Here is a 26,995-nt window from a genome sequence, read left to right on the forward strand (position 1 = left end):
ATGATAAAATTTAAGGATCGTGTAAGAGGTGTAGTTTTAGGTATAGCTTATGGGGATGCTCTAGGTGCACCGGTAGAAAAATTATCTTATGAAGAAATTAAAAAGAAATACGGTAGAGTAAATACATTGAATACTAAATGGTATAAAGCGGATTTACCTGCAAACGAAAGGCTTTATCGCATGAAAGGTAATGGAATTGTTACTGATGATACATTGATGACGTTATCTTTAATTAACGTATACTGTATTAAAAAAAGGCATTTAGATGCATATGATCTTGCAGATGAATTTATTAAAGAAATAGCTTTTAGGCCTAAGTATATTCCCGAATTTGGTAGAGAGGCGTTCCTTATAGAACGCCTCTTCTACCCTGAAAAATATCTATTTCTTAGGCATGCCTTGGCTAATTGTAATCCCAGAGAAGGCGGTATTGGCAATATGGTAAATTGTGGTGCTGCTATGTATATTGCACCTGTAGGAGTTGTTAATGCTTGTGATCCTATGGCGGCGTATAATGAAGCTATAAGTTTTGCCATGGGTCATCAATCAAGTTATGGTTTGGAAGCTGCGGGTGTATTAGCTGCATGTGTAGCAAAAGCATTTGAGCCTGATGTTGATATTAGCGATATTATTCAAACAGCGTTAAATTGTGCAAAAGATGGAACTAAGAAAGCTATAGAAGAGATTTGTAATGCAGCATTAAAGTTAAGAAAGTATAAAGATGATAAAGATCTTGTAGTAAAAGAGTTTCATAAAATAATGTCATATTTTTCTCCGATGGGGGATGATGTTAACAAAACAATAGAAAAAGTAGGTATTCCTTCTAACTATTATACCCCAAATAGGTTGTTTAGTATTGAAGAACTTCCCATAGCGTTAGGATATATTACACTTCACGATGGTGATTTCCAGAATTCTGTGATTGATGGAATTAACTCTGGAAGGGATACAGATTCGATCGGAGTAATGATAGGAGCTATACTTGGTGCTAAACATGGATATAAAGTGATTTCAAAAGAAGATATAGAGACTCTCGAAAAAGTTAATAAATTAAATTTAATAGAAGCTGCTGATAGATTTGCTGAAGTAGCCCAGTATATAATCCAAAAGGATTTAGAATTATGGGAGAAAAAGAAAGATTTTTATAATAAGTTAGGATTAGGGGAAGATAGTAAAGAAGGGAGATTGAACCAATAATGATACCAAAAGATTATATAGAAAAAGTATATGCAGGATTGTTAGGTAAGGTTATCGGTGTAAGATTAGGTGCTCCTGTGGAACCTTCGGTGTGGACCTATGAAAAAATCAAAATGGTATACGGTAATATAACTTCGTATATTAAAAATTACAAAAATTTTGCTGCAGATGATGATTTAAATGGACCTATATTTTTTCTGCGAGCTTTATATGATGATGCAAAAGATCGGGAACTCGAACCACAAGATGTTGGAAGAGCGTGGTTAAATTATACTAGAGATGGTATTGGTATGTTTTGGTGGGGAGGTTACGGTAGAAGTACTGAACATACAGCTTATATGAATCTGAAAAATGGTATTTCTGCTCCGGTTTCTGGTTCAATTAAACAAAACGGTCATATCTTAGCAGAACAAATAGGAGGACAAATTTTTATTGATACGTGGGGATTGGTTTGGCCAAACAATATAGAGAAAGCAGCTGAATATGCTGGGAAAGCAGCTAGTGTTTCTCATGATCGAAATGGGATTTTTGGTGCCAGATTTATAGCTGCATGTATTTCCAAGGCTTTTTCTACCCAAAATGTTTTTGAAATAATTAAGGCAGGTTTATCGGTAATACCAGATGATTGTACTTATGCTAAGCTTGTAAAATCGGTGTTAGATTTTTATAACAAACATCCTGAAGATTTTAGGGAATGTCGTGATTATTTAGAACAAAATTGGGGGTATGATAAATTTCCAGGAGTATGTCATATTATTCCAAACGCAGGAGTTTGTGTTTTATCTTTACTTTATGGGAAAGGAGATTTTGCTCGTACTATTGAAATTGCGACTATGTGTGGTTGGGATACTGATTGTAATGCTGGTAATGTTGGTACTATTATAGGTGTGGCACAAGGGTTAAGTGGGATTAAAGAACATTATCGAGTTCCAGTTAATGATTTAATAATAGCTTCAAGCATATCAGGATATTTAAATATTATAGACATACCTACACTTGCTAAAGAAGTGGCTATTCTGGGCTATAAATTGGCTAAACAAGATCCTCCATCTGAATTGATAGAGTCTTTTGTAGAAGGAGAAATATATTTTGATTTTGAATTGCCAGGATCCACTCATGGTTTTAGGCTTTCGGATTCGGTAAATTATAGATTAAGACATACTAATGAAATAGCTTATAAAGGAAAAGGAGCCTTAGAAGTGTTACTTGATAGAGTAGTGAGTGGCCAAATTACGAAAGTCTACTACAAACCTTTTTATAGAAGATTTGATTTTGATGATGAAAGATATAGTCCCACCTTTGCGCCGAAAGCTTATCCTGGCCAAAAAGTTAGTATGAAATTGTATTTAGATCAATGGAGTGGAAGAGAAGTAGCTGTCATTCCTTATGTTAGGAATACTTATACTAAAGAGGATATTAAACTGGGGTACTATGTTCTAAATAATAATAAGTGGCAAGATGTAGAGTTTGTTATACCTGATGTTGAAGGTGCAATGGTAGATGAAGTAGGTATCATTGTTGATAATAATTCTACGATTAAAGATCGGTTACTGGGGCGATTGTTTATTGATGAATTTAGAATTAAAGGTAAAGCCAAGTATACTATAGATTTTTCAAAACAATTTGAAGAATTCTCGTGCGTTACACCTTTTTCTCATAACAGAGGAGCTTGGTTCATTGAGGGGAATAGAATGCATTGCCTTTGTATAGACCATTGTGAGGCTTATACAGGTAATTATTTTACTCGAGATATACGAATTAGAGCATTAGTGAATCCTCAGAATGGATTTAGTCATAACATCGCTTTCAGAGTTCAAGGTGCTATGAGAGGTTATCATGTGGGATTTAGTGGTAAAAATCAGGTTTCACTAATACTAAATGATTTTGGATTTAAACCTCTGCTAACAGTTCCATACAAGTGGCGTCATAACAAAAATTATTGGTTTGAAGTAGTAGTAAAGGGAAGTTGTATAGTATTTTATATTGATGGTAAGAAAATTTTAGAGTATGAGGACGAACGTTATAAGTATGGAATGTTTGGAATTAGTAGCTTAGATATTGGTAGAGCTTATTGGAGTCAAATTGAAGTCGAGGAATTATAAGGTAGTGAAAATAAACAACTTAAAATTTTGAATTTATACGCAAATTATAATATGTTCAGCCCAATGAGAGGGAAAGTTGGTGTTATGTGTAAGTCTAAAATTGGAAATTTATACAGTGTCATATATATAATAATAGGCAGTTTTATATATTCTGTTGCTGTTAATATTTTTCTAATTCCGCATAAATTATTTAACGGTGGCTTAACCGGGATTGCGTTGATATTTGAGTATTTATTTTTTGTACCAACTGAGGTTACTACGATTATTCTTAATATTCCTCTTTTTATTGGTGGTTATAGATTCTTAGGTAAACGTTTTGTATATTTAAGTTTTGTGGCCATGATAAGTATGTCTGTTTTTTTGTCTCTTACTAGAAATTGGCAGATAGAGGTAAAAGATATTATGCTGGCATCTATTTTTGGTGGATTAATTTCCGGGATTGGTGTTGGTATAATTATCAAAAATGGAGGTTCATTAGGTGGAGTTAATATTATCTCACTACTTGTAAATAAATTTTTTTCTTTCGATATAGGAAAAACAGCAATAATATTTAATTTTTTGTTGTTATGTGTAGCAATATTATTCTTAGATATTGAAATTGTAATGTTTTCAATGATAGGCATTTTTATAAGTAATAGAGTTGTTGATATTATACAAATGGGTTTTAATCGTAAAAAAATCATAATAATAGTATCAGATTTAGCGGATGAAATGGCTCGAGAATTTTTTCAGCATATACAAAGGGGAATTACATTTTTAAACGGTATAGGAGCGTATACGGGACAAACAAAAAAGGTTATCTATATGGTTGTATGTACCAGGGAACTGCCAAAAGTTAGAGAAATAGCACATAGAATTGATCCTAATGCCTTTATATCTATTATTGATACTAGAGAGGTAGAAGGTAAAGGATTTAAAACTCCTAACTTTGTAAGTTAAAGTTTTAAATACTTTCAAATAAAGTCTTTTTTAAAACTATCCAAAATTTTGTGTGTAGACAAATAGTAAAGCTCCTTTCTGGATAAAATTAACGACATGAAACCAGAAAGGAGCGTTTTATTTTGTGTACGCTCCAATTGATGTTTACTGAAAAGTCAATTTTGCCATTCAAAATAAAATCTGCAATTGTAAAACAAAAAACGATGCGGGAACGTTGTTTTTATAGGGTAACCCTTTAGTAAGTGAAGTTTTCTTAGCATACAAAGTTGATAAGACCCTCGGTTTGAGTAGAGTAACACTTCGGGAAATCCAGAATATAATGACAAATAAAGAAGGATATATGGATAAATATACAAATAGGAGGGGGTACTGTATATGGATTATCGATATCCGGAGCATTATCCGCCAAGAGCGCCCTATATGTACAATTATCCGATGTGGAAAAGGGTGGACCTGGCGGAGGCATATATACCTTATCAACGCTATACTACCAGCTTTTCACCCATGGAAGCGCTGCATGCGGGTACTATGTTTCCGGAGCTTGTAAGGCCATATGAAAAAAACGATTGTGAAGGGGGTCGTGGTCTATGAACCATGCTTACAACCACGACGAGAGGCAGGAGCTTTTAGAGCAGATAAAGGCAATAGAATTTATGACGGTGGATTTAAACCTGTATCTTGATACTCATCCCAATGATCGCAGGGCTTTAAATGAGTACAACTATTATACCCGTCAGCTGCAGGCACTAAAAAATGAATACGAGATGCGCTACGGGCCTTTGACTAATTTTGGTTATGCGATGAGCCAATACCCCTGGGCCTGGATCAACGAGCCGTGGCCGTGGGAAGAAGAATACTATATGGAGGGATGATAGGATATGTGGATATATGAGAAGAAATTGGAGTATCCTGTAAGGATAAAGAATTCCAACCCTAGGATGGCGAAATATATCATTACTCAATACGGGGGACCTGATGGAGAACTGGCGGCTTCCTTAAGATACCTCTCACAGAGGTATCACATGCCCATACCCGAAGCTAAGGCCATATTGAATGATATAGGTACAGAAGAATTGGTACCATAAGGTTATCAGTTTATTTTTTTGGTAGTTTAGGATAAATGACAAGCTCAAAATCATCCTGTTTATCTGGACACCACCTGCTACCTCTTACAGTCTTTGTATATACTGCTTTTTCAATAACTTCCTTGAGCAGTTTATTCCTCTCGGCTGGATCTTCTATGTTGTAATAAGATTCCAAGATACCTTCTATTTTAGGGACTATAAGCCTTTTGCTTTCTTCCCTGGAAGAGATATCTTCTAGTATTTTTTGCAATTCCTCTTTTTCCTTTCTGGCATTTTCTATCCTTTCGCTTAAAATCCTGGAACGTTCAATAAACTTGTCCACGGAATAGACACCTTGTTCAAGCAGGTCATGTAAACGGTTATATTGCATATTCAATGTCTCAAGCTCTTTTTCAATCCTGTTTAGGGATGTTTTTATGAGATCCACATCTTCAGAATTGTTTGAATATTCTTCCTTTTCGCTCAATTCAAGTTTATAGTCTTTAAGCCATATCTCTAATGCTTGAAGTAACCTTTTCTCCACCAGATCCAAGAGGGTACTTACATTCTTACAAGAAGTATACTGACACATGAGAAGGTCCGGCCTTCCATCGTTGAAGGGCCTTCTTATCATTTTCCGGCCACATATGCCACATACGATTAAACCAGCCAGCGGATTTTTGATGATATACTTCCTGGGGACCGGGACACTAGGATTCTTCGCTAAACGTTCCTGGGCCATCCTAAAAGTTTCCTCATCGATTATAGGCTCATGTAATCCGTCCACTACCAGCCATTCTTTACTTCTAGGTCGTTGTACTACCGTTTGACCGTTTATTATTTTCTTAATCTGTGGTCTAAAATTCCAGCGAATTTTCCCAATATAAACGGGATTACGAAGTATTTCCTGAACAGATGCATTTACCCAATCGCCACCGTTTGCGGCAGGTATCTTCATGTCGTTTAATTTCCTAACAATCTGGGAAACACCTATCCCATTGACGTACCACTCAAATATCTGCTTTACCACCCTGGATTCTTCAGGGTGAGGTACCAGAGTATAGCCCTTATCTTTTTCTAGTTTCTTCCGTATATAACCATACGGAGGCTTATTGCCAACATATTTGCCTTCTTTAACCGATTCAAGCCTACCACGTTGTAAACGTCTGTTTATGACCTTATATTCCCTTCTAGACATAAACAAACCAAATTCAAAATATTCCTCATCAAACTCATTTTGAGGATCATAAACCTTGATAGGGGTAATGATCTTTGTATTTGAATACTTAAAAGTTTGGGCCACTATCCCTTGATCTATAGTATCACCACGGGCCAGGCGTTCAACTTCTACAACCAATACACCTTCCCACATTCCTTCTTCGACATCATGTAGTAATTGTTGCATTACTGGTCGGGAAGATATAGTTTCACCGGACCCAATCTCTTTATAAATTTTAGTTACATTTAGGCCCATCTTCCTGGCCAGCTCCAGCAGTATTTTTTCATGTCTCGCTAAAGTTTCTCCTTCTCCTCTTTCCTCTGCTTCTATATCAGCTCTGCTTTTCCGTAGGTATATGCAATATGCCATTTTAAAAACAACTCCTATTTGATCCTACGCAGAATAAATTCATCATGCTTTTTAACTTCTTCCTCAATACGGGTAAGCTGTTCGGCATTTTGCTTGTATCCATCAAATAGAGCTTTCAGCTTTTCGCCATGATCATGCTCTATTTTCAGGACAGTATTTTTGACTTCTTTAAGCTCGTTTTCTACTTTACCAATTCTTTCGTTTACCTGTTTAAACCCTTCCTGCATTTCAGCATATACGTGCCTAAACCCTTCTTGCATTTCAGCATATACATTCCTAAACCCTTCTTGCATTTCGCCACGGATATTATTAAACCTTTTATCCATTTCAGCATATACATTTTTGAATCCTTTTTGCATTTCAGCATACATTTGAGTCATCAGCTCAAACATTTTTTCTTCATTGTTCATAATGCTCCACCCTTTCTGATTGTATTTTGACTTTTAATATTTTTTGCTTGTTTGCTTTTTTCCATAATCATTTTACTCTTTTCAACGAGCTTAATCAAATCTGGCCTTTCACATAGTATTACGTTGTTTTTCTTAGCCAATTCCTTAGCCGCTTCAGTAAAGTAGTTGTTTGTTATTACAATAGCATTTTGTGCGTTATAATAAGATTTTGCGGCGACTATTTCCTGCACAGCTTTAATTCCGACTTTAGATTTATAGCGTTTAGCCTGCACTATATAGGTTTTTCCGTCTTTTTCCATATATAAATCTGCTCCAAAATCACCAGAATCCGGTGTTTTTTTGACCCTGTAACCTAGAGATTTAAATAATTCTTTCAAGAAAATTTCAAACTGGTGTCCTGTCATTCTGTCAATATTAAGTATTGGATTTCTTCTCTGACTTTTGGGCTGTTTACTGCTCAATATTCCAAAAAGGGCCTTTTCAAAAAACTTCAAGTCTCTTTTATTTGATAAACGTTCAAGCCACTTTTCTTTTAAATTGCTTAAATAAGCTGCTATTACTGCAACAAATAAAGTAGCACAGAATAACCAGATGAAAAAGAAGACAATAAATAAATTTTGTGCCATGCAGTTTCCTCCATTTACCCTTACCCTTTTAATTGCTTTATTGTGCGTTTGAATCCAAAGCTGATGACATTTCGTCTTTGGTCTTATCCATTTTATCTTTTAATTTTAACAGTTCAACAAATTTCTCCAATTCCTTTTTGCTTTCCGGACTTAATTCGTTAATACCTAATTTGTCATAAGTTTTCTCATAGGGGTTACGAATGTCAGAATAACCAAGGAGATAGTCTGTAGAAACGTTAAATAGACGAGCTATCTTTTTCAGAGTTTCATAATCTGGTTGTCTTTCGTTTGTCTCATACTTTGATAGAGCGTAATAAGTAATACCAATTTTTTGAGCTAATTCAGCTCGTCCCATATTTGTTTCTTCCCTTAATTGTTTAATTCTATCTCCAATTTTCATATTTCTCCTCCTCTGAATATCATTATACCAAACGTCCAAATAATTGATAGATATTTATACAAAATGGGTAAAATTGTGTTGACATTCTACAAAATGTCTATTATAATATAAAGCGTAGAGTTACTAAGTAAGGGGGAACCGATATGAGGGAAGTTTTACGACAATACAGATTAAAGAGCGGTATGACAGTTGAGCAAATAGCAGAGATTGTAAAAGTTGCCCCATCAACCTACTATAAATGGGAAGATGGCAGTAGAAGTCCTAATATAAAAAAGGCTTTACTCTTAGCAAAGATTTTAGGCAGTACAGTTGAAGAACTTTTTTTTGATGAATATTTAGACAAAACGTCTAAACAAAACAAAAAAGAAAGCATACAGTAGCATAGTACAAACTATAGAATTCATATTTTATTTAAAGCATTTTAGATTTGGGGGTTTTTTAATGAGCAATATAGTAGAAACCTATAAAATTAACAATACCACTATCAAAATCTGTGATGATGCATACAAAAACAAAACCTCAGAGGATATACAAGCAATTCTTAAAAGAATTACCCATATCCGCTTACAAACAATATATCGAAAATCTACTTACCAGGAATGTAGAAAACCACATCTATTGGGGATACGATAACAAACAAAGGGGAGGAGAAATATCATGAATTCTCAAATAAACTTTACGTCTAATCCAAAATTTGTACAAGCTCTATCGGAAGGCTATAAGACAGATAAGATGACTTTGGACGAGGTTTTATTGCGCCATTATCACATCAAAAAGGTCCTGCAATCTATACTGAGCGAGGATGAACTTAATCTTTTAGACAGAATTCTTGTTGAACAAAAGGTAAGAAGAGAACTATTAGGAGAAGCTAACTCAGAACAAGGAGTCTTTGAAAGTTTATATGAAAAGCTCCATGGGCCGATATGGGAAAAATACGAAGATTAAATGAGGGGAAAAATCATGGCAAAACAACATAAAACGAAATGTCCATTTTTTCTATCACTTACGAGCTGAAAGACTAGAATTTTGTGAAAAATCGGTTAGAATGGCACATTACCAAAACAAATGCTCATCTGATTTTGAAACTTGTACTATGTACAGGGCTTTAAATAAGTAGTTAACTAAAAACCTTTAAGAAGAGGGTGTTAAGAAGATGATGAATAATTATTTAGAGCAGTTAGAGAGAATAAGGGATTTAAAATATAGGATTTATGAATTTCTTTATCCTCCAGATGAAAGAGTGATTACAGTTGAGAAGGTAGCGGATTGGTGCTTAGAGTTATGTGAGATACTTGAAGAGCTTGTTAAAGATGAGTGATATTGTCCCATCTATAAAAAAGCTATCGAAAATCTAATCAAAGGATGATAGACATGAATTACATAAAGCAGATCAACGCTTTTTACGACTGGCTCGAAACAAATTCTCTGTCTCTATCCGCTATTGCATTATGGCATGCTCTTATGCACATATGCAATAAAACAGGATGGGCAACGGAATTTGCTGTAGCCACGTCGGTACTTAGTATTAAAACAGGTTTGTCAGATAGAGCGATTCGTAATGCCAGGAATGAACTTAAACAAAAAGGCAGGATTGATTGGAGACCCCGCAAAGGTAATCAATCAGCTATATATACCATTATTCCTTTCCCGGAAGATTTGACGGAAATATATTCCGACAACCGTTCCGGCAATCATACCGGCAATCGTTCCGACAAATATTTGTCGGAAATAAATTCCGACAATCATTCCGGAAACTGTTCCGGAAACCATTCCGGGAACTGTTCCGGCAATCATTCCGCATTATATAAACTAAACGAAACTAAACGAAATATAAATAATAATGACGACGACGTCTATATTATTAGTAACAGCCAGCCCAAAACTGTAAACGACAATGACCCTCTGGTGTTTTATCAGCAGAACGTAGGTCCTTTAACGCCATTTGTGGTTGATCTCGTCAACGAATACAGAAAAGAACTCCCTGACGATCTGATCGTTGAGGCACTTAAACTGGCAATAAAGAACAATGCAAGAAACCTGAGATATGTGGAAAAAATTTTACTCTCATGGCTTGACAGAGGCATTCGCTCACTAGATGACTATAAGCGTCATGAGGCAGAATGGGAAAACAGAAAGGCAGGCCAGGAGACGAGCAATGGGCAGGAAAGAAAATACAGCACAGAAGAGATAGAAGGTGCAATAAGGTACATCAAGAAAAAAATCAAGGGATACGAGGGCAATAACGTAATTGAATACATCCACACCTTAGGTTACCCGGACGAGGTGGTCGAAAATGCAATAAAAATCATGATTGAGAGGGGTGAACTGGCAGTATGAAATTCAGAGTTATTCCTCTTTCGTTACGGGAAGCAAACGAATTTGTTGAAAAATATCATCGACATCACAAGAAAGTCCAAGGTCATAAGTTTTCGATAGGCGCAGTAAATGAAAACGGGGAATTATGTGGTGTAGCTATAGTGGGTCGCCCAGTCGCAAGGTTGCTGGACGATGGTTTCACTCTAGAAGTCACTAGATTGTGTACTAACGGTACTAAAAATGTTTGTTCATTTTTGTATGCCGCATGTAGAAGGATAGCACGTGAAATGGGATATAAGAGATTAATAACCTATGTATTAGAGTCAGAATCTGGAACATCGTTGAAAGCCGCAGGTTGGAAATGTGTTGGACTAGCAGGTGGGGGAACGTGGAACAGACCCAATATAGGTCGTTACAGAGAAGATAAACATCCTATTTGCAGAAAAATTAGGTGGGAGGTGAATTTAGCATGAGCATGTCAGCTATTGGAGAATGCATGGATCTTGAATCTTTAAAATCAACGTTTCAAAGTTTAGAGGGAAGAAATTATGATGAACGTAAATGTATTATATGTGGCTCAATTGTGAAATTTTATGATGATGAGTATAAAAAACCATGTAAGAGATGTGGAACAATGGTTTTCTTAAAGATTGAAAAACCTAAAATTAAAAGGCAAATAAAATGTTGGGTGTGCATGGATAAAGGCATAGTGCAATTCCCTATTCAGGCTGATAATAAGATATATTATTACGTTGCCCGGTGTAATTGCCCGGCTGGCATGAAGTATCCTTCCACAATTCCTTTGTTAGCCCAATGTGAAATGGCCCCAAGGGAGGAATTTATAGAGCTCGAAAACAGAAAAACTTGTGCCCCGGACACCGTCCTGGTGTAGGAAGGCCAGATAAGGGAGTGAAAGCATGAACAAAATATATTTTGCTTATGTTGATGAGGATATGGGAGGAACATATATATCTGCTCCAAATTTGAGAGAGGCGAAGAAACTTGCGCTTACCGTGGAATGTATTTACGAATATATGGACAGTTATATTGATTTAAAGTGTCATTGCGTGAGGGATGATGATGGGAAGATAAAAAAGACAAGCTTGCCGACTAAAGTTTTAACGGTAGAAGAAATATTGCAAGAGAGATGCCATTGGTGGGATTGTGACAAATGTGGGCAATCAGAATATTTTGAATATGCTGGTACTGGGGAAGATGGTTTTACTGATTATTGTAAGTGTCCTGAATGCGGAGAAGTATTTTATATCCCATATGCTGGATTATAACGGAGCTTGTTAAGCAAAGAAGTTAGTAAAACAGATATAAATAAAATTTGGGGGTTAAACTAATGTACAGAAAAATTTGTCCATACTGTAACAATGCATCTTATAGCTCTTATAGAGAGGGTTTGTGGATCTGCCCTCATTGCCACATGGATATTACTGAAATAGTTGGCGCAGATGAAAATGTCTGTGACGAGCATAAAGGGGAAAGGGGTGAATTAGATGCCTTCATTGACAGAAAAGGCAGATGTTTTTAACGCTATAGAGTACGTGGAAGATATCTTAAAAAATTGGGATATATACAAGTTGATAATTGAGGATGTGGGTAATTATCCAGGAATAGAAAAGTACAAAAAAGTAGCCTATATCATGAAATGTATTGAAAATATGCAGGAATTTCTTACAAAAAAGGAATGTACTTACATTGAATTGAGGTATTTTAAAAAGAAAAGCTATCAAGAGATAGCTAAAAAATTAAACGTTACGCCCCGAACTGTAGCGAACTGGCGAATACGAATACTATATAAGATTGCCAAGCGTGGCGCACTAATATAAACATATACTGTTTACATTAAACTGATGCAACGTTTTTTACAACATTGCATTTTTATTTCATTTTGCCTTCATTTTTGTTTCATTTTTAAGCATTTAAAAAGGTTTTTATGTTACCTTAAAAACGGTGATCGAGTATGGAGATCGTTACTCCCAGCGGGATTTTTAAGATACTGCAAAATGCCAGTTTCGGCGAACTTTTAATTGCCATAATACTTGTAGTTTTCCTTGTAGTATTTGTTATGTACTTTATTTGGCGTGTAGCCTGTCGGGAAGGGTGGCTGTGATGATTGTACCGCAATGGCCGGTTTTTGATTTTATGACACTTGCAAAGCTATATATGGCCATCATCTTTATACCAGCTTTAATAATGATTGTACTAGGTAGATTGCCACTCTTCAAATTCTTCAGGAGGTAACAAATGCAGTGCAGTTATTTATTGAATTCTTAAAATGGTTTTTCTCTTTTCCGTTGTTGATAAAGCTGGTTTTTGGGGTGGCAATATCAATAAGTTTACCCGTTGCTTTATTAACCGTTACGGGGAGGCTAAAATAGATGAGCTTTACAGTGAATATGGATGAAGTGTTACAGCAGTTTGCAAATGTGTTTGGCTCTTTATCGCCCCTGGTGTGGCCCTTCGTGGGAGCAACGTTGGCGCTCTTTGTGTTTGGTGGCTTACTGACGTTGTTCCGTAGGTGGAGCAGGTGATATGAGTGCCACATTTGGAACTTAACTATAACATAGCCGATTTTTATCAGGTAATTGAAGATTTATTAAATGCATTTGGCCCAATACTGTATTTTGTGATTGGAGTGGGTTTAGCTGTATTAGTTATCAGCGGGATAGCGCACATAATCGCCCGAATACGGGGTGATGAGTAATACAAAAAATTTATTGAAAGGAGTGTTTAAATCTTATGGAGACCACCGGATTGGCACTTAATATCAATGTTGCAGATGTGTTTAATTACATTAGCCAGCTATTTACTGCTTATTGGCCCTTGCTGGCATTTGGTTTAGGCGTGCTGGCGTTCCCAATGATTGTAGGAGCCGCTAAGTCGATAATCTCCAGCAGGAGACGATAATCTAAAGAAGCCCCTGCAGAGCAGGGGTTTTTCTCTAACCGGAGGTTGCAACAAATTATGAAATATAAGGTATTCGGTCTTGTATTGTTATTATTTTTTAGTATTCCTCTGTCAGTTTCACAAGCTGTAGAGGCTGACATTATAAAGACAGCAGGATACATCGGAGCGGAGGCCCAGGACGGGACACCGGGATACTCTGAAATAGTTAACCTTTGGAACTATTTCGAGAATATTCAGAATGTAGGAGTAAATTACATAAAAATTGGCGGTGTAGAGGGCCGGGGAGCTTTGGTCCTTAGGCTTGATGCGTGGAATGAGCCAATGGGATACATGAACTTACCCGCAAATCCTGGCGATCCTGATCTAGGGGAACTTGAAATTTGGGACACCTTTATGGGGTGCAGGGCTTTCCAGCTTAGGGTAGACAAAGGTAGATTGTTTTTTATGGAAATGAGTGGCCAGGTGGTTATGAATGATGGGACTACAAAGACGTTTAAGATACTATTTGAGGGGGAACCATCCATTCCTAATGAACCAACCGAACCACCAGGACCTATTCAGAACGTTAGGGCCGAGGTCCAGGGAGACAATATAATTGTGAAATGGGATCCTGATCCTAATGCTGAAGGTTATAGGGTGATAATTAACGATAATCAAACAATAGACGTTGGTAATAATACAAGCTATACCTTTACACCTGTTCCAGGCCAGCCATATGAGATTGAAGTGGTGGGATATAACAAGCTGGGAGAATCGCCAAGGACCCAGCCCATAACAGTGATCCGACCGGAGGACCCATCGGTTATAATAGTGCAACCACCGGATGTAAATATCCCTGTACCATTGCCGGTATATTTCCCAGACGTGCCGCCACCACCTTCACCACCACCGGTAAATCCTTATCCATCACCAAGTAACTATATACCAAGCAATGCGAATAATTATAAACCTAGTTTTGATCCGTCCCAGTATATACCCAGAGAATATAACCCGTCCCTGGACGGGGATATTGAGAGATATAATCCTCCACCGTTAAGTATTCCGGAACCAGTACCTTCACCGGAACCATTGCCGACTATTCCGGATCCTGTGATTATGCCACATGATGACCCTATACCGATCCAGGAACCCAGGGAGATCCAAGCTCCGATAATGCCGCAGGAACCGAAACAACAGGAGGTGCCTATGACGGTAGAACAGCCCAGACAGATTGATCCTGTAATTATAGAACCACCCAGATCCCAGACAGGATATCAGGTCCAGCCCCCTAGACAACAAACAGGATACCAGGTACAACCGCCGAGGCAACAAACGGGATACCAGATGCAACCACCCAGACAAATAGATCTGGTAACAATGGATCCACCCAGAGAACTTACGGGGTATGAGATGCAACCACCAAGGGAGGTGGATCCGCCAAGAGAGATGGATCCGCCATTAACACCATAAAAAGGGTGAGAGTATGAGGAAGATAATAGTTTTACTGCTTATTTTGCTTGTAATACCCTATTCCACATATGCAGAAGGGGAGCCAACGGGAACTATTACAACAGATACCGTACCCATGAGACCGTTAAATTTGCGTTATGTAAATGTAACGCCAACAAGTGTAACCTTAACCTGGGATGACAATATGGGGTATGATGCAGTAACTAATTACAATATTTATGTTAACGGTATGAAAGTAGGATCTACTGAAGTTTCTAGCTATACAGTATCCAACCTTCAACCAGGGAAGATGTACACCTTTGAAGTAACCGCAGTAAATTACTATGGTGAATCTTTCGCCAGCGATCCGGTACGTGTTATCACCCCTAAAGAACCAGTAGAGGCCCCTAAAGAGTTAAGGGCCATAAACATAACGGATAAAACAGCATTGATTACCTGGCAGGGTGAAGGATTTTATGAGATATACCTTAACGATCAGCTATTAGGAACTACAAACAGAAACGAATATCTTCTAGAGGGATTGGAGCCAGGCAAGAGTTATAGGGTTAAAGTTTGTTCCGCAGAAGATAGCAATTTATACACAATTCTTGATTTTACAACCGGCCAGGCCATAGATGAATTCAGTCTAGAAACGATCGTAAATAAGGGTTTTGAGTATATTCAGGGAATGGGACCTTATCTGGCTGTAGTTTTAGGTATTGCATTGGGTTTTGTGCTTATAGATAAGGTTTGGGACGCTTTTTATAGATTGGTGGAGTGATGAAGATTGTTTGATTATTTGGGAGGGCTTTTTTATTCGATTATAAGCTGGTTTGGCAGTAAATTGGATGCTTTGGGCAACTTTATAGGTGGTCTAATTGGTAGGTTAGGAGACTTCCTGGGGAATGTACTTAAAAATGCCTTTGATGTGCTTATTAGGGTTTTAGGTTTCTTTCTGTCTCCAGTGCTGGCAATAATATTAGGCATAGTGTTTTTTATACAGCAGGTAATGAATATTGCGATACTTATAATACGTATAATAGCAAGGCTTTTTCAAATTGCCGGCCAGCTTATAGGGGAAGTGTTTGGAGCTTTGTATGGGTTGAATTACACTGGATCTACTTCTCACTATGTTTTACCTAATGCTTACCAGTCAGGATTTATGGCCATTATAAACTTTATGGATCAGACAGGATTATCAAAAATTGCCTTGATTTTGGCCTTTTTTATATGGATCATGACAGCTTATGCTGTAGTGAAAATCATATCCAACCGGGAATGATGTGGAGATGATTTAAGGATGTTAGATAATGTTTTACCGACAGTACAAAAGTTTATACTTCAGATATTTTATCCCGTTACTAGCTATTTAAATTCAGCTCTGCAGTACCTGGATCAGGTCCAACTCCAGCCGGCCAGGGCATTAAGGTTGGACTACTTCCTAGGTCCCGTATCCATGCTGGGACCCGAATGGCGTGCCCTGGTAGGCGCAGTAATAGGTTGTCTCTTAATCCTATTTACTGCTTTTGTAGTCAGGGGGATATACAATTTGTACCTGTTATTTAAAAGTGGCGTGAAATGGTGGTAAATATGTCTTTCATATTTGCCTTATAACGGGATTTTTAGAGGTGGGTAATAGTTTTATATTACCTACCCTGAAAAAATCGCTCTAAAGCCAAATATGAAAACCGATAAAAGGGAGGTTTCATGATGGTATTCTCATACTTTTTCCAAGCGGCGATGGGTGTAGGCTTTGCCTTTGCTTTAATCTCTATTCCGTACATTATGATTTACAGGAGGTTGAAGAAATGAGGAAATACACTCCAGACAAGGTACTTGTAATCTCAGATAACAAGGTTGAGATCCTGCCAGTTGCCAAAATTGACGAGGAAAAGATAGAAACGGATATGCACATATTCCCTGTAGCAGATACAAAGGCACTTATCAACCCAGCAGAAGGCAATATCTATTACGTGGTGAACTGCTCTTTGCCGTATCTCCAGGAATGCCAGCATTTGAAGGAATTGTCCGAGAATATCGCTATCAAGAATATGTTTAACTTTGGAGAACAGGAAAAGAAATTTGATATTAAGTTTTACGTTATGCTTGCAGTTTTGGTAATTGTAATTTTCTTGTTAAGGGGGTGAGATGGAATGGAACAAGAAAAAACACTCCAAGACATTATGGCCGGGGACCTTTTTGCTTCTTCTAAAGGGGAAATGGTCGAAACACTAAAATTTATGGAGGGCCATGCAGTACCGCTTACCAGGTATCAAGTGGCCGGTATGGCCTATTGTGAGTACCTGGACAGACGGAATAAATCCAACATAATGCAGATCTTTTCAAGAGCTATTAAACAACATACAAAAGATATGGCCAAGCCAGATGTATTTATAGACGTTATTGAGGCCCTTACTCTTGCAGATCGTATCAAAGGGAATGTTCGCTTAAATAACATATTTAGGGGAAACAACGATAAATAGGAGGCAATATAGCTATGTATGTGTGGGTATTTCAGGGCAACCTAGGGGAAGGTAAAACTTCGGCTATGTCTATCCTGGCCCATTATTATGCGTCCAGGGCCAGAAGATTAGGTATAGATGTTCAGTTATTTGCTAATTACGGGCTAAAGGGAGCCAGAAGACTTACTCATTACACCGATTTTTTCAAGGTAGCAGAAGCTGAAAGCTCGATTTGTTTATTAGATGAAGCCCATACAAGTTTGGATAGCCGATTATTTCAAAAGGGCAGTAATATTTACTTGACCCAATTCTTTTTTTATCTCAGGAAGCTGAGGTCCAGCTTGTTTATGACAACACCCAGCATACGGAATCTAGATAGTCGTATAAGGGCCCTATGCAATATACTAGTTGATTGTTATAAAACGCCGGCCGGATTTATTTATTACATTTACGATTATCAGGGTGGAAGGCTTCTTAGTCGGAAGTTTTTGCCCATGTACAAAGCCCAGGAAATATGGGCTGTGGGTTTGTATGACACAAATCAAATCATAACCAGCATTGAATTCCCGGCCACCGAAAGACAATTCAAGCAGTTTTTAGATCAGATTATAGAGATTAACGATGCTTACAGAGGGAGGAAAATAGAAGATGCAGTATGAAAGGCCCGTAAACCCGTATCAGGTGTTATATTTTAATCCCTCTATTCACTCGGTTAAATTCGCAAAAATGGCGGAAAAATACCATAATTTCAGGGAATTAAGCATATTGAAGAAGGTGGCTAGGTTAACAGGATATGATTTAATTGAATCATCCCGGCTTAACTGGAGGCAAAGGGATAAATGGAAGGATAACAAGTTTAAGATAGGGTATTTTGTGTATTATCTTATACCACCGGGAGGAGTGAAGAAATGAGGATAATGATGAAGGTTATTAATGTTGCGATTATGATTGTTATATTTTGTAATATATTTGCTATGGTTTCGTTTGCGGCAATAGATTTTAGTGGTGGATTATTGGATGGTAAACCATTGGGAAGTAGTTATGCGGTAACTGACAATAATATTTCTACAGGATATACTTGGACTCTAAGGCCTACACCTGCTTTTATTTTTGAAAAACCTGCAAATATAATTGGATATAGATTTGCAGCTGATACAACAAACAGTATCTATATAAATTTTTATGTAGGAGAAGACAAAAAAAGAGTTTCAATTGCCCCAGCTAATTCAACAGGTGAATTTGTCAGTTATACAATAAACGATGTTAGAGAGATAACAATTAGCAATAATTCGGTTTATTCTAGAACAATTTGGGAATTTAATGTTTATGGAACTATGGTTACGCCAAAACCTTCCAAAGTCCAAAATGTTTCCGTAAAGGATATAACATATAATGGTGCATCTATAACCTGGGTTCCAGTTGCGGAAATATCAAAGTACAAAGTATACCTTAATGGTCAGTTCTATGGAGAAACAACTAATACAATATACAGAATTGACAATCTTCAACCTGCTACCCAGTATGAAGTAACAATATCAGCAGTGAATGAAGCTGGAGAAGGTCCAACATCCGACCCAGTTACCTTTACTACTCTAGACTTGCCTGTTCCGTCTAAAGTTATGAATGTAACCGTAAAAGATATAACCTCTACAAGTGCTTTAATAAGCTGGGATCCCAATCCAGAATCTGAAGGAGTATTGAAGTACATCGTGTATCTCAATGGACAACAGTATGGAGAAACGACAAATACTGAATATCTAATAGACAACCTTCAACCGGTTACACCCTATGAAGTAACAATTGTAGCAGTTAATAGTTATGGAGAAGGGCCAGCATCTGATCCGCTTACTTTTACTACACTAGAACCGCCGCCGGAACCGGCGACACAAGTAAAAAACGTTGTTATTAAGGGTTTGACTTCTGCAAGTGCAACAATTTCCTGGACGCCAAACCCGGAGGCTGAAAAGATTACAAAATACGTTATTTATCTCAACGGCGAGAAATACGGGGAAACAGAAAATACAGAATACACTATAGAGGGATTAGAGGAAGGACTAGAATATACTGTAAGTGTTGCGGCAGTTAATGCCCTGGGAGAAGGCCCAGTTTCAGATCCTATTAGGTTTACTCCCTCTAAACTTGCCGATATATCGAGTACGATTAATATCCCAGATATTTTATCTGCAATAGGGATTTTATTTACAAATTTATGGCCATTGTTAGCTTTCGCCTTGGCTTTAATTGCTGTAGTACCTATTACAGGGACGCTAAAGCAGATATTCAGGAGGTGATCCAATGCTCAATAGAGGGGACCTAATACGCTTTAAAAAGTACGTGGAAGAGGATTTGATTGAAAAACAGAAATTACTTCCTATGCTCCAGCAGAAGAATATCAACATGGCCAGACTTGTTCAGTATCAAATTCAGGACATGATGGCTTTGCTTTTTAGAATAGAAAAAGAACTGGGAAGAATTTAATATGCCCTATTAGGGCATTCTTTTTTAGAATATTATTCCGTAAAGGTACACCTTTACAAATTGTTTAATCATAAGATAAATCTTATTTTTAAAGGTGTAATACAAGAATTTATAAATGTTTTTATATTGTAGTTAGCCTTTTTAAACAAAACGGCTTTCATATTTGGCTTACAATGATTTTGTTCGATATGGGTAATAGTTTTATATTATCCACTCTAAAAGATTACTCTAAAGCCAAATATGAAAGAAATAAAAGGGGTTATATAGGAGGGGTTATATGGTATTCGGTTATGTAAGAGTTAGCACTAAGGACCAATGCGAAGATAGGCAGGTGGAGGCAATAAAGGAATATTGTAAAGCAAATAACCTGGAATTGGAAGAAAGAAATATCGTCATCGACAAGCAGAGTGGAAAAGACTTTAACCGTGAAGGTTACCAATTACTCAAAAATTATCTTTTAAGGTCCGGAGACACTTTGATTATCAAGGAACTGGACCGGTTAGGCCGAAATATGGAGCAGATCAAGCAGGAATGGCAGGACCTTATAAATAAAGGGATCAATATCATCGTAATTGATACACCTATTTTAAACACTACAGCTAGAACAGATTTAGAGAAAAAACTAATAAGCAATATTGTTTTTGAATTACTGAGCTATATGGCCCAGAAAGAGCGTGAACGAATAAAACAGAGACAACGGGAAGGTATAGAAGCGGCCAGGAAAGCAGGTAAACACCTGGGAAGGCCCAGGATTGATTTTGACGGATTGAGTAAAGAACAAAAAGAAATCATAAAGCAGTATTATCCTCGATGGAAGAACGGAATAATTACAGCGACAGATTTTATGCAGAAAGTAGGACTTAAACGGAATACTTTTTATAAAATCATGAAGCAGTATGAGGAAAACCTTTCTTTTGCTTATAACTCTACTTGACAAAAAACAAGTCAAGTAGAGTTTATTTTTTTATTTTTGTTGTCAAGTACAATGGTAAACTCCAGGAGCTCTTCCGGAAGTTTACAGTTAATTAACTGATAACCTTATGGTACAGAAGAACTCGCCCACTTTGAGATGGTGGGAACTATGGTGTATCAACTTATGAGGGGGGCTTCGCCTGAAGAAATCAAGATGGCTGATATGGGCACATATTATGCTGACCATGACAGTGCTGTTTATCCCAGTACTGGTACTGGTGTACCTTTCAATGCTGCCTATATTCAGTCCAAGGGCGACCCAATAGCTGACCTTCATGAGGATTTAGCAGCTGAACAAAAAGCAAGGGCCACATATGAGAAGCTTATAAAGCTTGCTGATGATCCGGATGTAATTGATCCGTTACGTTTTTTGAGGGAAAGGGAGATCGTTCACTTTCAGCGTTTTGGAGAGGTTTTACAGAAAGTGCGCGAGTATATGGAGTCTAAAAAATATTTTTAATCACCGTTTTATGTACTCACTCATATATTGTTAGTAAAGATATGGCAATTTAAATATCTTTGAAGGAGGTATGGTTATATGGGATTCTTTGGTGGTAGAAGACTGGGAGATGACGAGAGCTTGCTGTTTTTCTTCCTGCTCCTTGTCATAATATTCTGCAATTGCGGAATATTCAAAGATTCTGATGAACTGTTGTTCTTCTTCTTGATCCTGGTGGTATTGTTCAACGGCGACTGTTTCTTCAGAGGATTTGGAGCGTCCACTAAGGAGAGCTAATGTCCATTAGCTTAACCATAAAGGGGGAGCATTGCTCATATGCATGCTCCCCCTTATAGTTTGCTTATTATATGTAAAATAATATTTCAAGATTCACGGTTTTCTATATTTTAACATATATTGATAGTGACAATGTAAAATATAAAAGGAGGTATATATGTATGGGATTCTTAGGTAGAAGATTTGGAGAGAAGGATGACAGTCTATTGTTTTTCTTCCTTTTATTGGTGATCATATTTTGTAATTGTGAGCTATTTAAAGATTCGGATGAGCTATTGTTCTTCTTCTTGATCCTTGTGGTGTTGTTTAGCGGCGATTTTATGTTTGGCGGATGCTGTTCTTCCACTCAAGGAGCATAAGTAGTTAGAATATAGAAGGGATGTGCAGATATGTACATCCCTTTTACTTTTTAATCATGATTCAACAAAACGAGAAATAAATGAAAGTGTTTACAGAGATAATAAAAAGGTTAAATTATAACTATGCCTAAATTAGTACTAGAAAGGGGAGTTTTATGAAATTCAAAGGCAAAACCGTTATTGTTACCGGCGGAGCACAAGGAATAGGCATGGCTATTTCCCTTGCTTTTGCGGAAGAGGGGGCTAATGTGGTAATAGCCGATATCGATGAAGAAGCGGGCGAAGAACATGTAGCTACCATTCGTGAAAGGGGGCTACAGGCAATATTCGTTCCTACTGATGTATCTAAAGAAGAAGATGTAAAGAACTTAGTTGAACAAACAATGAAAACGTATGGTGGAATACATATCCTAATCAACAATGCAGGAATTGGGAGTAAAGGAACCCTTCTTACCCGTCCTATGGAGGAGTGGGATAAGGTGATAGGAGTGAATTTAAGGGGGCCCTATATGATGGCCAAGTATTGTGCTACTGAGCTGATGAAGGCTAATCCTGGTGTGATAATCAACATAGCTTCTACCAGGGCTTTGATGTCGGAGCCGCATACTGAACCATACTCTGCGTCGAAAGGAGGGCTTTTGGCCCTTACTCATTCTCTGGCCATTAGTCTAGGGCCCAAAGTCAGAGTCAATGCCATAAGTCCTGGATGGATCGAGGTGTCCCAATGGAAAAAAAAATCGCAACGCAGGGAACCTAACCTCAGACCGCAGGATCTGGCTCAACATCCGGTGGGGCGGGTTGGTAAGCCTGAAGACATTGCTAAGGCTTGCCTATTTTTAGCATCACCTGATGCAGGCTTCATAACCGGGACTAACTTGATTGTGGATGGTGGTATGACTGTCAAGATGATTTATGAAGAGTAAATAACATAAACCCTTATACCTTTTTCATAGAATTGAAATAAAGGGGGTATAAGGGATGACATATTCAAGCAGATATTTGAGAATAGCTGATCCCTTGATGGAGGGAGTTGATGTTCAGAACATTCAACAGCGTCTTAAAGAATTGGGCTTTTATGAAGGTGATGTGACTGGTGTATATGACAGGGAAACCGCCGAAGCTGTGCGTAGATTTCAGCAACAAAATGGATTGACTGCTGATGGTATAGTGGGGCCCGATACATGGAATGCCATAGGTATAAGCTTGGAACTGCTAGAGTTTTTTAATTCGGAGTACAACATTACCGTGGACTTGGAACGTAAGGAATTGACATTAAAACAGGGAGAAAGGTTTGTTAAAGTATATCCAGTTGCGGTTGGCAAGCCTTCCACGCCAACCCCTACGGGCAACTGGAAGATAATTCAAAAAACCGTTAATCCCGGAGGACCGTTTGGGGCCCGATGGATGAGGCTTAGCATACCCTGGGGAGGTTATGGGATACATGGGACTGATCAGCCCGAGACCATAGGTACTGCCGCAAGCCATGGATGCATCAGGATGTACAACGAAGACGTGATTGAGCTGTACGATATTGTGCCTCTTGGAACAATAGTTAATATCGTTGGTGTGACATTTACTGGCCGAATGTTGTATTTGGGAGTAGAGCCGGGAGAGGATATAAGAAGGATACAAGAGATACTACAAGTACTGGGCTATTACATGGGACCTTTGGATGGTATTTATGATGAAGATGTGAGGGATGCAATACTTGCTCTTCAAAAAGATTACGGTTTAACTCCCGATGGGGTGGTAGGACCGACCACCTATGGGGTATTGGAAAAGTTAAACGATATACTGCTTAACGATCAGCAACCTTAAGTTTATCTATTTTATGCACTTATAATGATGTTGAGAGGGATATTTTTTATCCCTTTTTGTGTTTTTTAGAGGACACTCTTGAAAAGTAGCTGAGAAATATAGGCGCAACGAATTAAAATTTAAAAAAATTTATTTACCCTATATAAAATTGTGTTAAAATATTTTTAGCCGTTTATGTTATACTTTGTTTTCCATACAAAGGCCTTATATGACAGTAAGTAAATTGTATGGAAGTACTATAATTGCTTTATTTAATGAAGAAGGGATAATAATATGCGAGAAAACGTAAATGAAGTACTAAAAGATAAAAAGCATTTTGTATTGGATATGGATGGTACTTTTTATCTTGGGAATAGGTTGCTAGAGGGTTCTTTAGAATTTCTAAGGCATGTGGAACAGAAATCCAAAAATTACATTTTTTTTACCAATAATTCTTCTCAAAATGCAGTGGTATATCAAAGTAAACTGGCTAAAATGGGGTGCAATGTGGAGGAGTGGAGGATTGTCACTTCGGGCATGGTGACAGTGGAGTATTTAAAAAATAGCTACGGAGATTGTAAGGTGTTTTTGGTAGGGACGCCCATACTACACGAAGATTTCAAAAAAAGGGGAATAAAGTTAGTAGATGACAACCCCGATGTAGTGGTGGTGGGGTTTGATACCACACTTACATATGATAAACTTTGCCGTGCCTGTAAATTTATTCGTGAAGGTACGCCGTTTATCGCCACGCATTTGGATTTAAACTGCCCCACAGAAGATGGTTTTATCCCCGATTGTGGTGCTATTTGTTCTTTTATAACTGCTTCTACAGGAGTTCAACCTAAGTATTTGGGCAAGCCTTCTGGAGAGACGTTGAGGTACTTGCTTGAATACCTAAGCTGTTCAAAAGAGGATTTGGTATTCATAGGTGATCGGCTGTACACCGATATAGCTATAGGATTTTATCATGGGGTCACCACTGTGCTTGTTTTAACGGGTGAGACAAAACGGGACGACTTGGAAAAATCAGATGTAAAACCTGATTTGGTAGTGGAGCGCTTGGCAGACTTGATACCTTTTATATAAAAAAACGGACCGCTCGATTGCGGTCCTTATGTAAGGGGTTTGGGGGTTTGGGTAACTTTACATTTATTATCTTAACCAGCTTTTCAAAAATTAAACCCTCGCTTTTGCAAAATTTTTAAAAATTCAGGGGAGGGATTAAAATGCCTGTGAAGCTTCTTTTGGATACCGATATAGGTAGTGATATTGACGATGCAGTATGTTTGGCTTACATTTTAGCGAATCCCGAATGTCAGTTGTTGGGCATAACTACGGTAAGTGGAGAAGCCGAAAAACGTGCAATGATGGCAAGCGTTTTATGCAATGTAGCGGGGAAGGATATACCTATCTATCCAGGAGCTGAAGAGCCTTTGATAGGTTCCCAACGGCAGCCTGTGGCGCAACAGGCCAGGGTACTGGGGAACTGGCATCACAAAACGAAGTTTCCTAAGGGAGAGGCCGTGGAGTTCTTGAGGAGAACCATACGTCAAAACCCTGGTGAAGTGGTGTTATTGACCATTGGTCCTCTTACCAATATAGCGCTATTGTTCAAGGTTGATCAGGAAATACCAAGACTTCTTAAAGGGCTTGTTATGATGTGCGGTGTGTTTACTAATCGATTACCGGGAGTAGGACCTTTGGAGTGGAATGCTATATGCGATCCTTATGCCGCTGCTATCGTATATGATGCTCCAGTGGCAGTACACCGGTCGGTGGGGTTGGATGTTACTTGTCAAGTTACAATGAAGGCTGATGAGGTGAAAAAAAGGTTTACTTCTCCATTGCTTCAGCCGGTCTTAGATTTTGCCTCTGTATGGTTTGAAAAGACGGATCAAATTACTTTCCATGACCCTCTTGCTGCGGTTACAATATTTGATGATAAAGTGTGCGTATTTCAGAGGGGACAAGTAGAAGTGGAGCTTGTCAGCGATAGGATGAAAGGTATGACGTATTGGAATTCAAGCGTTGACTATGGTAGGCATGAAATTGCAGTTGATGTAGATCGCACTAGGTTTTTTGAGCATTATTTTTCTGTATTCGTTTAATCCTAAATTGGAATGCTGAATTTAAAGGGTTTTGCTGTGATAATTAAGAAATTCAAAAAAGGAGGAAACGGCATGAAAGATGTAATAAAAGTTGGCATAGTGGGATATGGAAACCTTGGAAGAGGTGTTAGAATGGCAGTCAAACAAAACCCCGATTTTCAACTGGTGGCGGTGTTTACGCGCAGGGCGCCTGAACAGGTAAATGTTGATGGTGTTAAGGTAGAACATATTTCCCGAATAAAGGATTATAAAGGGACAATCGATGTTATGATCTTATGTGGCGGATCGGCGACCGACCTGCCTATTCAGGGGCCGGAAATAGCTGCCATGTTCAATACTGTGGACAGCTTTGATACTCATGCAAGAATTCCCGAGTATTTTAGCAAGGTAGATGAAGCGGCCAGGAAAGGTGGTAACCTCAGCTTGATTTCCACGGGCTGGGATCCAGGATTGTTCTCGTTGATAAGAGTGCTTGGGGAAGCTGTACTTCCTGAGGGATATACATACACCTTTTGGGGTAAAGGCGTTAGCCAAGGACATTCAGATGCTGTGAGAAGGGTGCCGGGAGTGAAAAACGCTATTCAGTACACCATTCCAGTAGAAGACGCTATCCGCAGGGTGCGAAACGGTGAAAATCCTGAGCTTACCACTCGTGAGAAGCACGTGAGAGTATGTTATGTCGTTCCTGAAGAGGGTGCTGATTTGAAACGTATAGAGCAGGAGATAAAGAATATGCCACATTATTTTGCTGATTACGATACGACTGTATATTTTATCTCAGAGGAGGAGTTTAAAACCAATCATTCTGGAATGCCTCATGGGGGGATCGTGATTCGGACTGGTAAAACTGGTGAGTCTACTAAACAGAGGTTAGAATTCAGCTTAGAGCTGGAGAGCAATCCTGAGTTTACTGCCAGCGTATTGGTTGCCTATGCCCGAGCGGTCTATCACCTTGCTAAAGAGGGACAGGTGGGTGCACGTACAGTGTTCGACATACCTATTGCTTATCTTTCCTCAAAAAGCAGTGATGAACTCAGGAGAGAATATCTGTAACCTGTAGGTAAAAGGGTGACACTAAAAAGTGCAAATGA

At 38.1% G+C, this 26,995-nt stretch carries 39 protein-coding genes and 2 pseudogenes; 37 read left to right on the top strand and 4 right to left on the bottom strand.

Features of this window, described 5'->3' with window-relative positions:
- The 6 genes and pseudogenes from JOD02_RS08920 to JOD02_RS08945 all read left to right on the top strand — a co-directional run.
- Positions 1 to 1,197 carry an ADP-ribosylglycohydrolase family protein gene (locus JOD02_RS08920; protein ID WP_204488847.1) on the top strand — a complete coding sequence of 399 codons (1,197 nt, stop codon included), beginning with the start codon at positions 1 to 3 and terminating at the stop codon, positions 1,195 to 1,197.
- Positions 1,197 to 3,299 (top strand): ADP-ribosylglycohydrolase family protein, encoded by a 2,103-nt coding sequence (locus JOD02_RS08925; RefSeq protein WP_207754272.1) that lies wholly within the window; start codon positions 1,197 to 1,199, stop codon positions 3,297 to 3,299. The genes JOD02_RS08920 and JOD02_RS08925 overlap by 1 nt, the downstream gene beginning before the upstream one ends.
- Before the next feature lie 84 nt (positions 3,300 to 3,383).
- Positions 3,384 to 4,238, top strand: coding sequence for a YitT family protein (locus JOD02_RS08930; RefSeq protein ID WP_204488848.1), 855 nt, complete (start codon positions 3,384 to 3,386; stop codon positions 4,236 to 4,238).
- A gap of 375 nt (positions 4,239 to 4,613) precedes the next feature.
- On the top strand, positions 4,614 to 4,829 hold the full coding sequence (locus JOD02_RS08935; RefSeq protein ID WP_204488850.1) for a spore coat associated protein CotJA: 216 nt from the start codon (positions 4,614 to 4,616) through the stop codon (positions 4,827 to 4,829).
- A complete protein-coding gene (locus tag JOD02_RS08940; protein WP_204488852.1) occupies positions 4,826 to 5,110 on the top strand; it encodes a spore coat protein CotJB in 285 nt (94 codons plus the stop codon). The genes JOD02_RS08935 and JOD02_RS08940 overlap by 4 nt, the downstream gene beginning before the upstream one ends.
- A gap of 6 nt (positions 5,111 to 5,116) precedes the next feature.
- Positions 5,117 to 5,314: pseudogene (locus JOD02_RS08945) on the top strand (manganese catalase family protein); the annotation flags it as partial.
- A gap of 19 nt (positions 5,315 to 5,333) precedes the next feature.
- On the opposite strand, the gene JOD02_RS08950 reads toward JOD02_RS08945, so the two are convergent.
- The 4 genes from JOD02_RS08950 to JOD02_RS08965 are packed head-to-tail and all read right to left on the bottom strand — an operon-like array spanning position 5,334 to position 8,326.
- The gene (locus JOD02_RS08950; protein ID WP_204488856.1) at positions 5,334 to 6,890 is read right to left on the bottom strand and encodes a recombinase family protein; all 1,557 of its coding nucleotides are present in this window, start codon (positions 6,888 to 6,890) and stop codon (positions 5,334 to 5,336) included.
- A 14-nt stretch (positions 6,891 to 6,904) separates the two neighbouring features.
- Entirely contained in the window at positions 6,905 to 7,300 is a 396-nt protein-coding gene (locus JOD02_RS08955) for a hypothetical protein (protein WP_204488858.1), read from the bottom strand.
- Positions 7,297 to 7,926, bottom strand: a complete 630-nt coding sequence (locus JOD02_RS08960) for a restriction endonuclease (protein ID WP_204488859.1) — start codon at positions 7,924 to 7,926, stop codon at positions 7,297 to 7,299. The genes JOD02_RS08955 and JOD02_RS08960 overlap by 4 nt, the downstream gene beginning before the upstream one ends.
- 37 nt (positions 7,927 to 7,963) lie before the next feature.
- Positions 7,964 to 8,326 (bottom strand): helix-turn-helix domain-containing protein, encoded by a 363-nt coding sequence (locus JOD02_RS08965; RefSeq protein WP_204488861.1) that lies wholly within the window; start codon positions 8,324 to 8,326, stop codon positions 7,964 to 7,966.
- A 143-nt stretch (positions 8,327 to 8,469) separates the two neighbouring features.
- Between JOD02_RS08965 and JOD02_RS08970 the strand changes: the two genes are divergently transcribed.
- The 31 genes and pseudogenes from JOD02_RS08970 to JOD02_RS09120 all read left to right on the top strand — a co-directional run bounded on the left by JOD02_RS08970 (position 8,470) and on the right by JOD02_RS09120 (position 26,957).
- A complete protein-coding gene (locus tag JOD02_RS08970) occupies positions 8,470 to 8,706 on the top strand; it encodes a helix-turn-helix transcriptional regulator (protein ID WP_204488863.1) in 237 nt (78 codons plus the stop codon).
- A gap of 277 nt (positions 8,707 to 8,983) precedes the next feature.
- Positions 8,984 to 9,271, top strand: a complete 288-nt coding sequence (locus tag JOD02_RS08975; protein WP_204488865.1) for a hypothetical protein — start codon at positions 8,984 to 8,986, stop codon at positions 9,269 to 9,271.
- Positions 9,272 to 9,479: 208 nt separating this feature from the next.
- The gene (locus tag JOD02_RS08980) at positions 9,480 to 9,644 is read left to right on the top strand and encodes a hypothetical protein (protein ID WP_204488867.1); all 165 of its coding nucleotides are present in this window, start codon (positions 9,480 to 9,482) and stop codon (positions 9,642 to 9,644) included.
- Between the two features lie 53 nt (positions 9,645 to 9,697).
- Positions 9,698 to 10,663 carry a DnaD domain protein gene (locus JOD02_RS08985; RefSeq protein ID WP_204488868.1) on the top strand — a complete coding sequence of 322 codons (966 nt, stop codon included), beginning with the start codon at positions 9,698 to 9,700 and terminating at the stop codon, positions 10,661 to 10,663.
- Positions 10,660 to 11,115 (top strand): XF1762 family protein, encoded by a 456-nt coding sequence (locus JOD02_RS08990; protein WP_204488870.1) that lies wholly within the window; start codon positions 10,660 to 10,662, stop codon positions 11,113 to 11,115. Before JOD02_RS08985 ends, JOD02_RS08990 begins: the two co-directional genes overlap by 4 nt.
- Complete coding sequence (locus JOD02_RS08995) at positions 11,112 to 11,534, top strand: hypothetical protein (protein ID WP_204488872.1); 423 nt, start codon at positions 11,112 to 11,114, stop codon at positions 11,532 to 11,534. Before JOD02_RS08990 ends, JOD02_RS08995 begins: the two co-directional genes overlap by 4 nt.
- 25 nt (positions 11,535 to 11,559) lie before the next feature.
- Positions 11,560 to 11,928 carry a hypothetical protein gene (locus tag JOD02_RS09000; RefSeq protein ID WP_204488873.1) on the top strand — a complete coding sequence of 123 codons (369 nt, stop codon included), beginning with the start codon at positions 11,560 to 11,562 and terminating at the stop codon, positions 11,926 to 11,928.
- Positions 11,929 to 11,990: 62 nt separating this feature from the next.
- Entirely contained in the window at positions 11,991 to 12,182 is a 192-nt protein-coding gene (locus tag JOD02_RS09005; protein ID WP_204488875.1) for a TFIIB-type zinc finger domain-containing protein, read from the top strand.
- Entirely contained in the window at positions 12,148 to 12,480 is a 333-nt protein-coding gene (locus tag JOD02_RS09010; RefSeq protein ID WP_204488877.1) for a sigma factor-like helix-turn-helix DNA-binding protein, read from the top strand. Before JOD02_RS09005 ends, JOD02_RS09010 begins: the two co-directional genes overlap by 35 nt.
- Before the next feature lie 552 nt (positions 12,481 to 13,032).
- Positions 13,033 to 13,185, top strand: a complete 153-nt coding sequence (locus JOD02_RS09015; protein ID WP_204488879.1) for a hypothetical protein — start codon at positions 13,033 to 13,035, stop codon at positions 13,183 to 13,185.
- A gap of 5 nt (positions 13,186 to 13,190) precedes the next feature.
- Positions 13,191 to 13,358 (top strand): hypothetical protein, encoded by a 168-nt coding sequence (locus JOD02_RS09020; protein WP_204488881.1) that lies wholly within the window; start codon positions 13,191 to 13,193, stop codon positions 13,356 to 13,358.
- Between the two features lie 35 nt (positions 13,359 to 13,393).
- Positions 13,394 to 13,561: a hypothetical protein gene (locus JOD02_RS09025; protein ID WP_204488973.1), complete on the top strand. Its 168-nt coding sequence runs from the start codon at positions 13,394 to 13,396 to the stop codon at positions 13,559 to 13,561.
- Between the two features lie 45 nt (positions 13,562 to 13,606).
- Complete coding sequence (locus tag JOD02_RS09030) at positions 13,607 to 15,010, top strand: fibronectin type III domain-containing protein (RefSeq protein WP_204488883.1); 1,404 nt, start codon at positions 13,607 to 13,609, stop codon at positions 15,008 to 15,010.
- Positions 15,011 to 15,023: 13 nt separating this feature from the next.
- Complete coding sequence (locus tag JOD02_RS09035) at positions 15,024 to 15,770, top strand: fibronectin type III domain-containing protein (RefSeq protein ID WP_204488885.1); 747 nt, start codon at positions 15,024 to 15,026, stop codon at positions 15,768 to 15,770.
- A 6-nt stretch (positions 15,771 to 15,776) separates the two neighbouring features.
- Positions 15,777 to 16,271 (top strand): hypothetical protein, encoded by a 495-nt coding sequence (locus tag JOD02_RS09040; protein ID WP_204488887.1) that lies wholly within the window; start codon positions 15,777 to 15,779, stop codon positions 16,269 to 16,271.
- Between the two features lie 18 nt (positions 16,272 to 16,289).
- Entirely contained in the window at positions 16,290 to 16,577 is a 288-nt protein-coding gene (locus JOD02_RS09045) for a hypothetical protein (protein ID WP_204488889.1), read from the top strand.
- A 220-nt stretch (positions 16,578 to 16,797) separates the two neighbouring features.
- Complete coding sequence (locus JOD02_RS09050; protein WP_204488891.1) at positions 16,798 to 17,136, top strand: hypothetical protein; 339 nt, start codon at positions 16,798 to 16,800, stop codon at positions 17,134 to 17,136.
- A 6-nt stretch (positions 17,137 to 17,142) separates the two neighbouring features.
- The gene (locus JOD02_RS09055; RefSeq protein WP_204488892.1) at positions 17,143 to 17,472 is read left to right on the top strand and encodes a hypothetical protein; all 330 of its coding nucleotides are present in this window, start codon (positions 17,143 to 17,145) and stop codon (positions 17,470 to 17,472) included.
- A 14-nt stretch (positions 17,473 to 17,486) separates the two neighbouring features.
- Positions 17,487 to 18,110, top strand: coding sequence for a zonular occludens toxin domain-containing protein (locus JOD02_RS09060; protein WP_204488894.1), 624 nt, complete (start codon positions 17,487 to 17,489; stop codon positions 18,108 to 18,110).
- Positions 18,100 to 18,363: a hypothetical protein gene (locus tag JOD02_RS09065; RefSeq protein WP_204488895.1), complete on the top strand. Its 264-nt coding sequence runs from the start codon at positions 18,100 to 18,102 to the stop codon at positions 18,361 to 18,363. Before JOD02_RS09060 ends, JOD02_RS09065 begins: the two co-directional genes overlap by 11 nt.
- Positions 18,360 to 19,742 (top strand): fibronectin type III domain-containing protein, encoded by a 1,383-nt coding sequence (locus JOD02_RS09070; protein WP_204488897.1) that lies wholly within the window; start codon positions 18,360 to 18,362, stop codon positions 19,740 to 19,742. Before JOD02_RS09065 ends, JOD02_RS09070 begins: the two co-directional genes overlap by 4 nt.
- Before the next feature lie 4 nt (positions 19,743 to 19,746).
- Positions 19,747 to 19,929, top strand: coding sequence for a hypothetical protein (locus JOD02_RS09075; RefSeq protein ID WP_204488899.1), 183 nt, complete (start codon positions 19,747 to 19,749; stop codon positions 19,927 to 19,929).
- Positions 19,930 to 20,206: 277 nt separating this feature from the next.
- Positions 20,207 to 20,863, top strand: coding sequence for a recombinase family protein (locus JOD02_RS09080; RefSeq protein WP_204488901.1), 657 nt, complete (start codon positions 20,207 to 20,209; stop codon positions 20,861 to 20,863).
- A gap of 108 nt (positions 20,864 to 20,971) precedes the next feature.
- Positions 20,972 to 21,361: pseudogene (locus tag JOD02_RS09085) on the top strand (manganese catalase family protein); the annotation flags it as partial.
- A 78-nt stretch (positions 21,362 to 21,439) separates the two neighbouring features.
- Entirely contained in the window at positions 21,440 to 21,637 is a 198-nt protein-coding gene (locus tag JOD02_RS09090; protein WP_204488904.1) for a hypothetical protein, read from the top strand.
- Between the two features lie 161 nt (positions 21,638 to 21,798).
- Positions 21,799 to 21,996, top strand: a complete 198-nt coding sequence (locus JOD02_RS09095) for a hypothetical protein (protein WP_204488905.1) — start codon at positions 21,799 to 21,801, stop codon at positions 21,994 to 21,996.
- A gap of 155 nt (positions 21,997 to 22,151) precedes the next feature.
- A complete protein-coding gene (locus tag JOD02_RS09100; protein WP_204488907.1) occupies positions 22,152 to 22,919 on the top strand; it encodes an SDR family oxidoreductase in 768 nt (255 codons plus the stop codon).
- Positions 22,920 to 22,974: 55 nt separating this feature from the next.
- A complete protein-coding gene (locus tag JOD02_RS09105) occupies positions 22,975 to 23,814 on the top strand; it encodes a L,D-transpeptidase family protein (protein ID WP_204488909.1) in 840 nt (279 codons plus the stop codon).
- 273 nt (positions 23,815 to 24,087) lie between these two features.
- The gene (locus tag JOD02_RS09110; RefSeq protein WP_204488911.1) at positions 24,088 to 24,882 is read left to right on the top strand and encodes an HAD-IIA family hydrolase; all 795 of its coding nucleotides are present in this window, start codon (positions 24,088 to 24,090) and stop codon (positions 24,880 to 24,882) included.
- Between the two features lie 140 nt (positions 24,883 to 25,022).
- Positions 25,023 to 25,904 carry a nucleoside hydrolase gene (locus JOD02_RS09115; RefSeq protein ID WP_204488913.1) on the top strand — a complete coding sequence of 294 codons (882 nt, stop codon included), beginning with the start codon at positions 25,023 to 25,025 and terminating at the stop codon, positions 25,902 to 25,904.
- 72 nt (positions 25,905 to 25,976) lie between these two features.
- Positions 25,977 to 26,957, top strand: a complete 981-nt coding sequence (locus JOD02_RS09120; protein WP_204488914.1) for a diaminopimelate dehydrogenase — start codon at positions 25,977 to 25,979, stop codon at positions 26,955 to 26,957.
- The last annotated feature ends 38 nt before the right edge of the window (positions 26,958 to 26,995 follow it).

Origin of the sequence: Caldicoprobacter guelmensis, from assembly GCF_016908415.1 — a bacterium.
GTDB lineage: Bacteria > Bacillota > Clostridia > Caldicoprobacterales > Caldicoprobacteraceae > Caldicoprobacter > Caldicoprobacter guelmensis.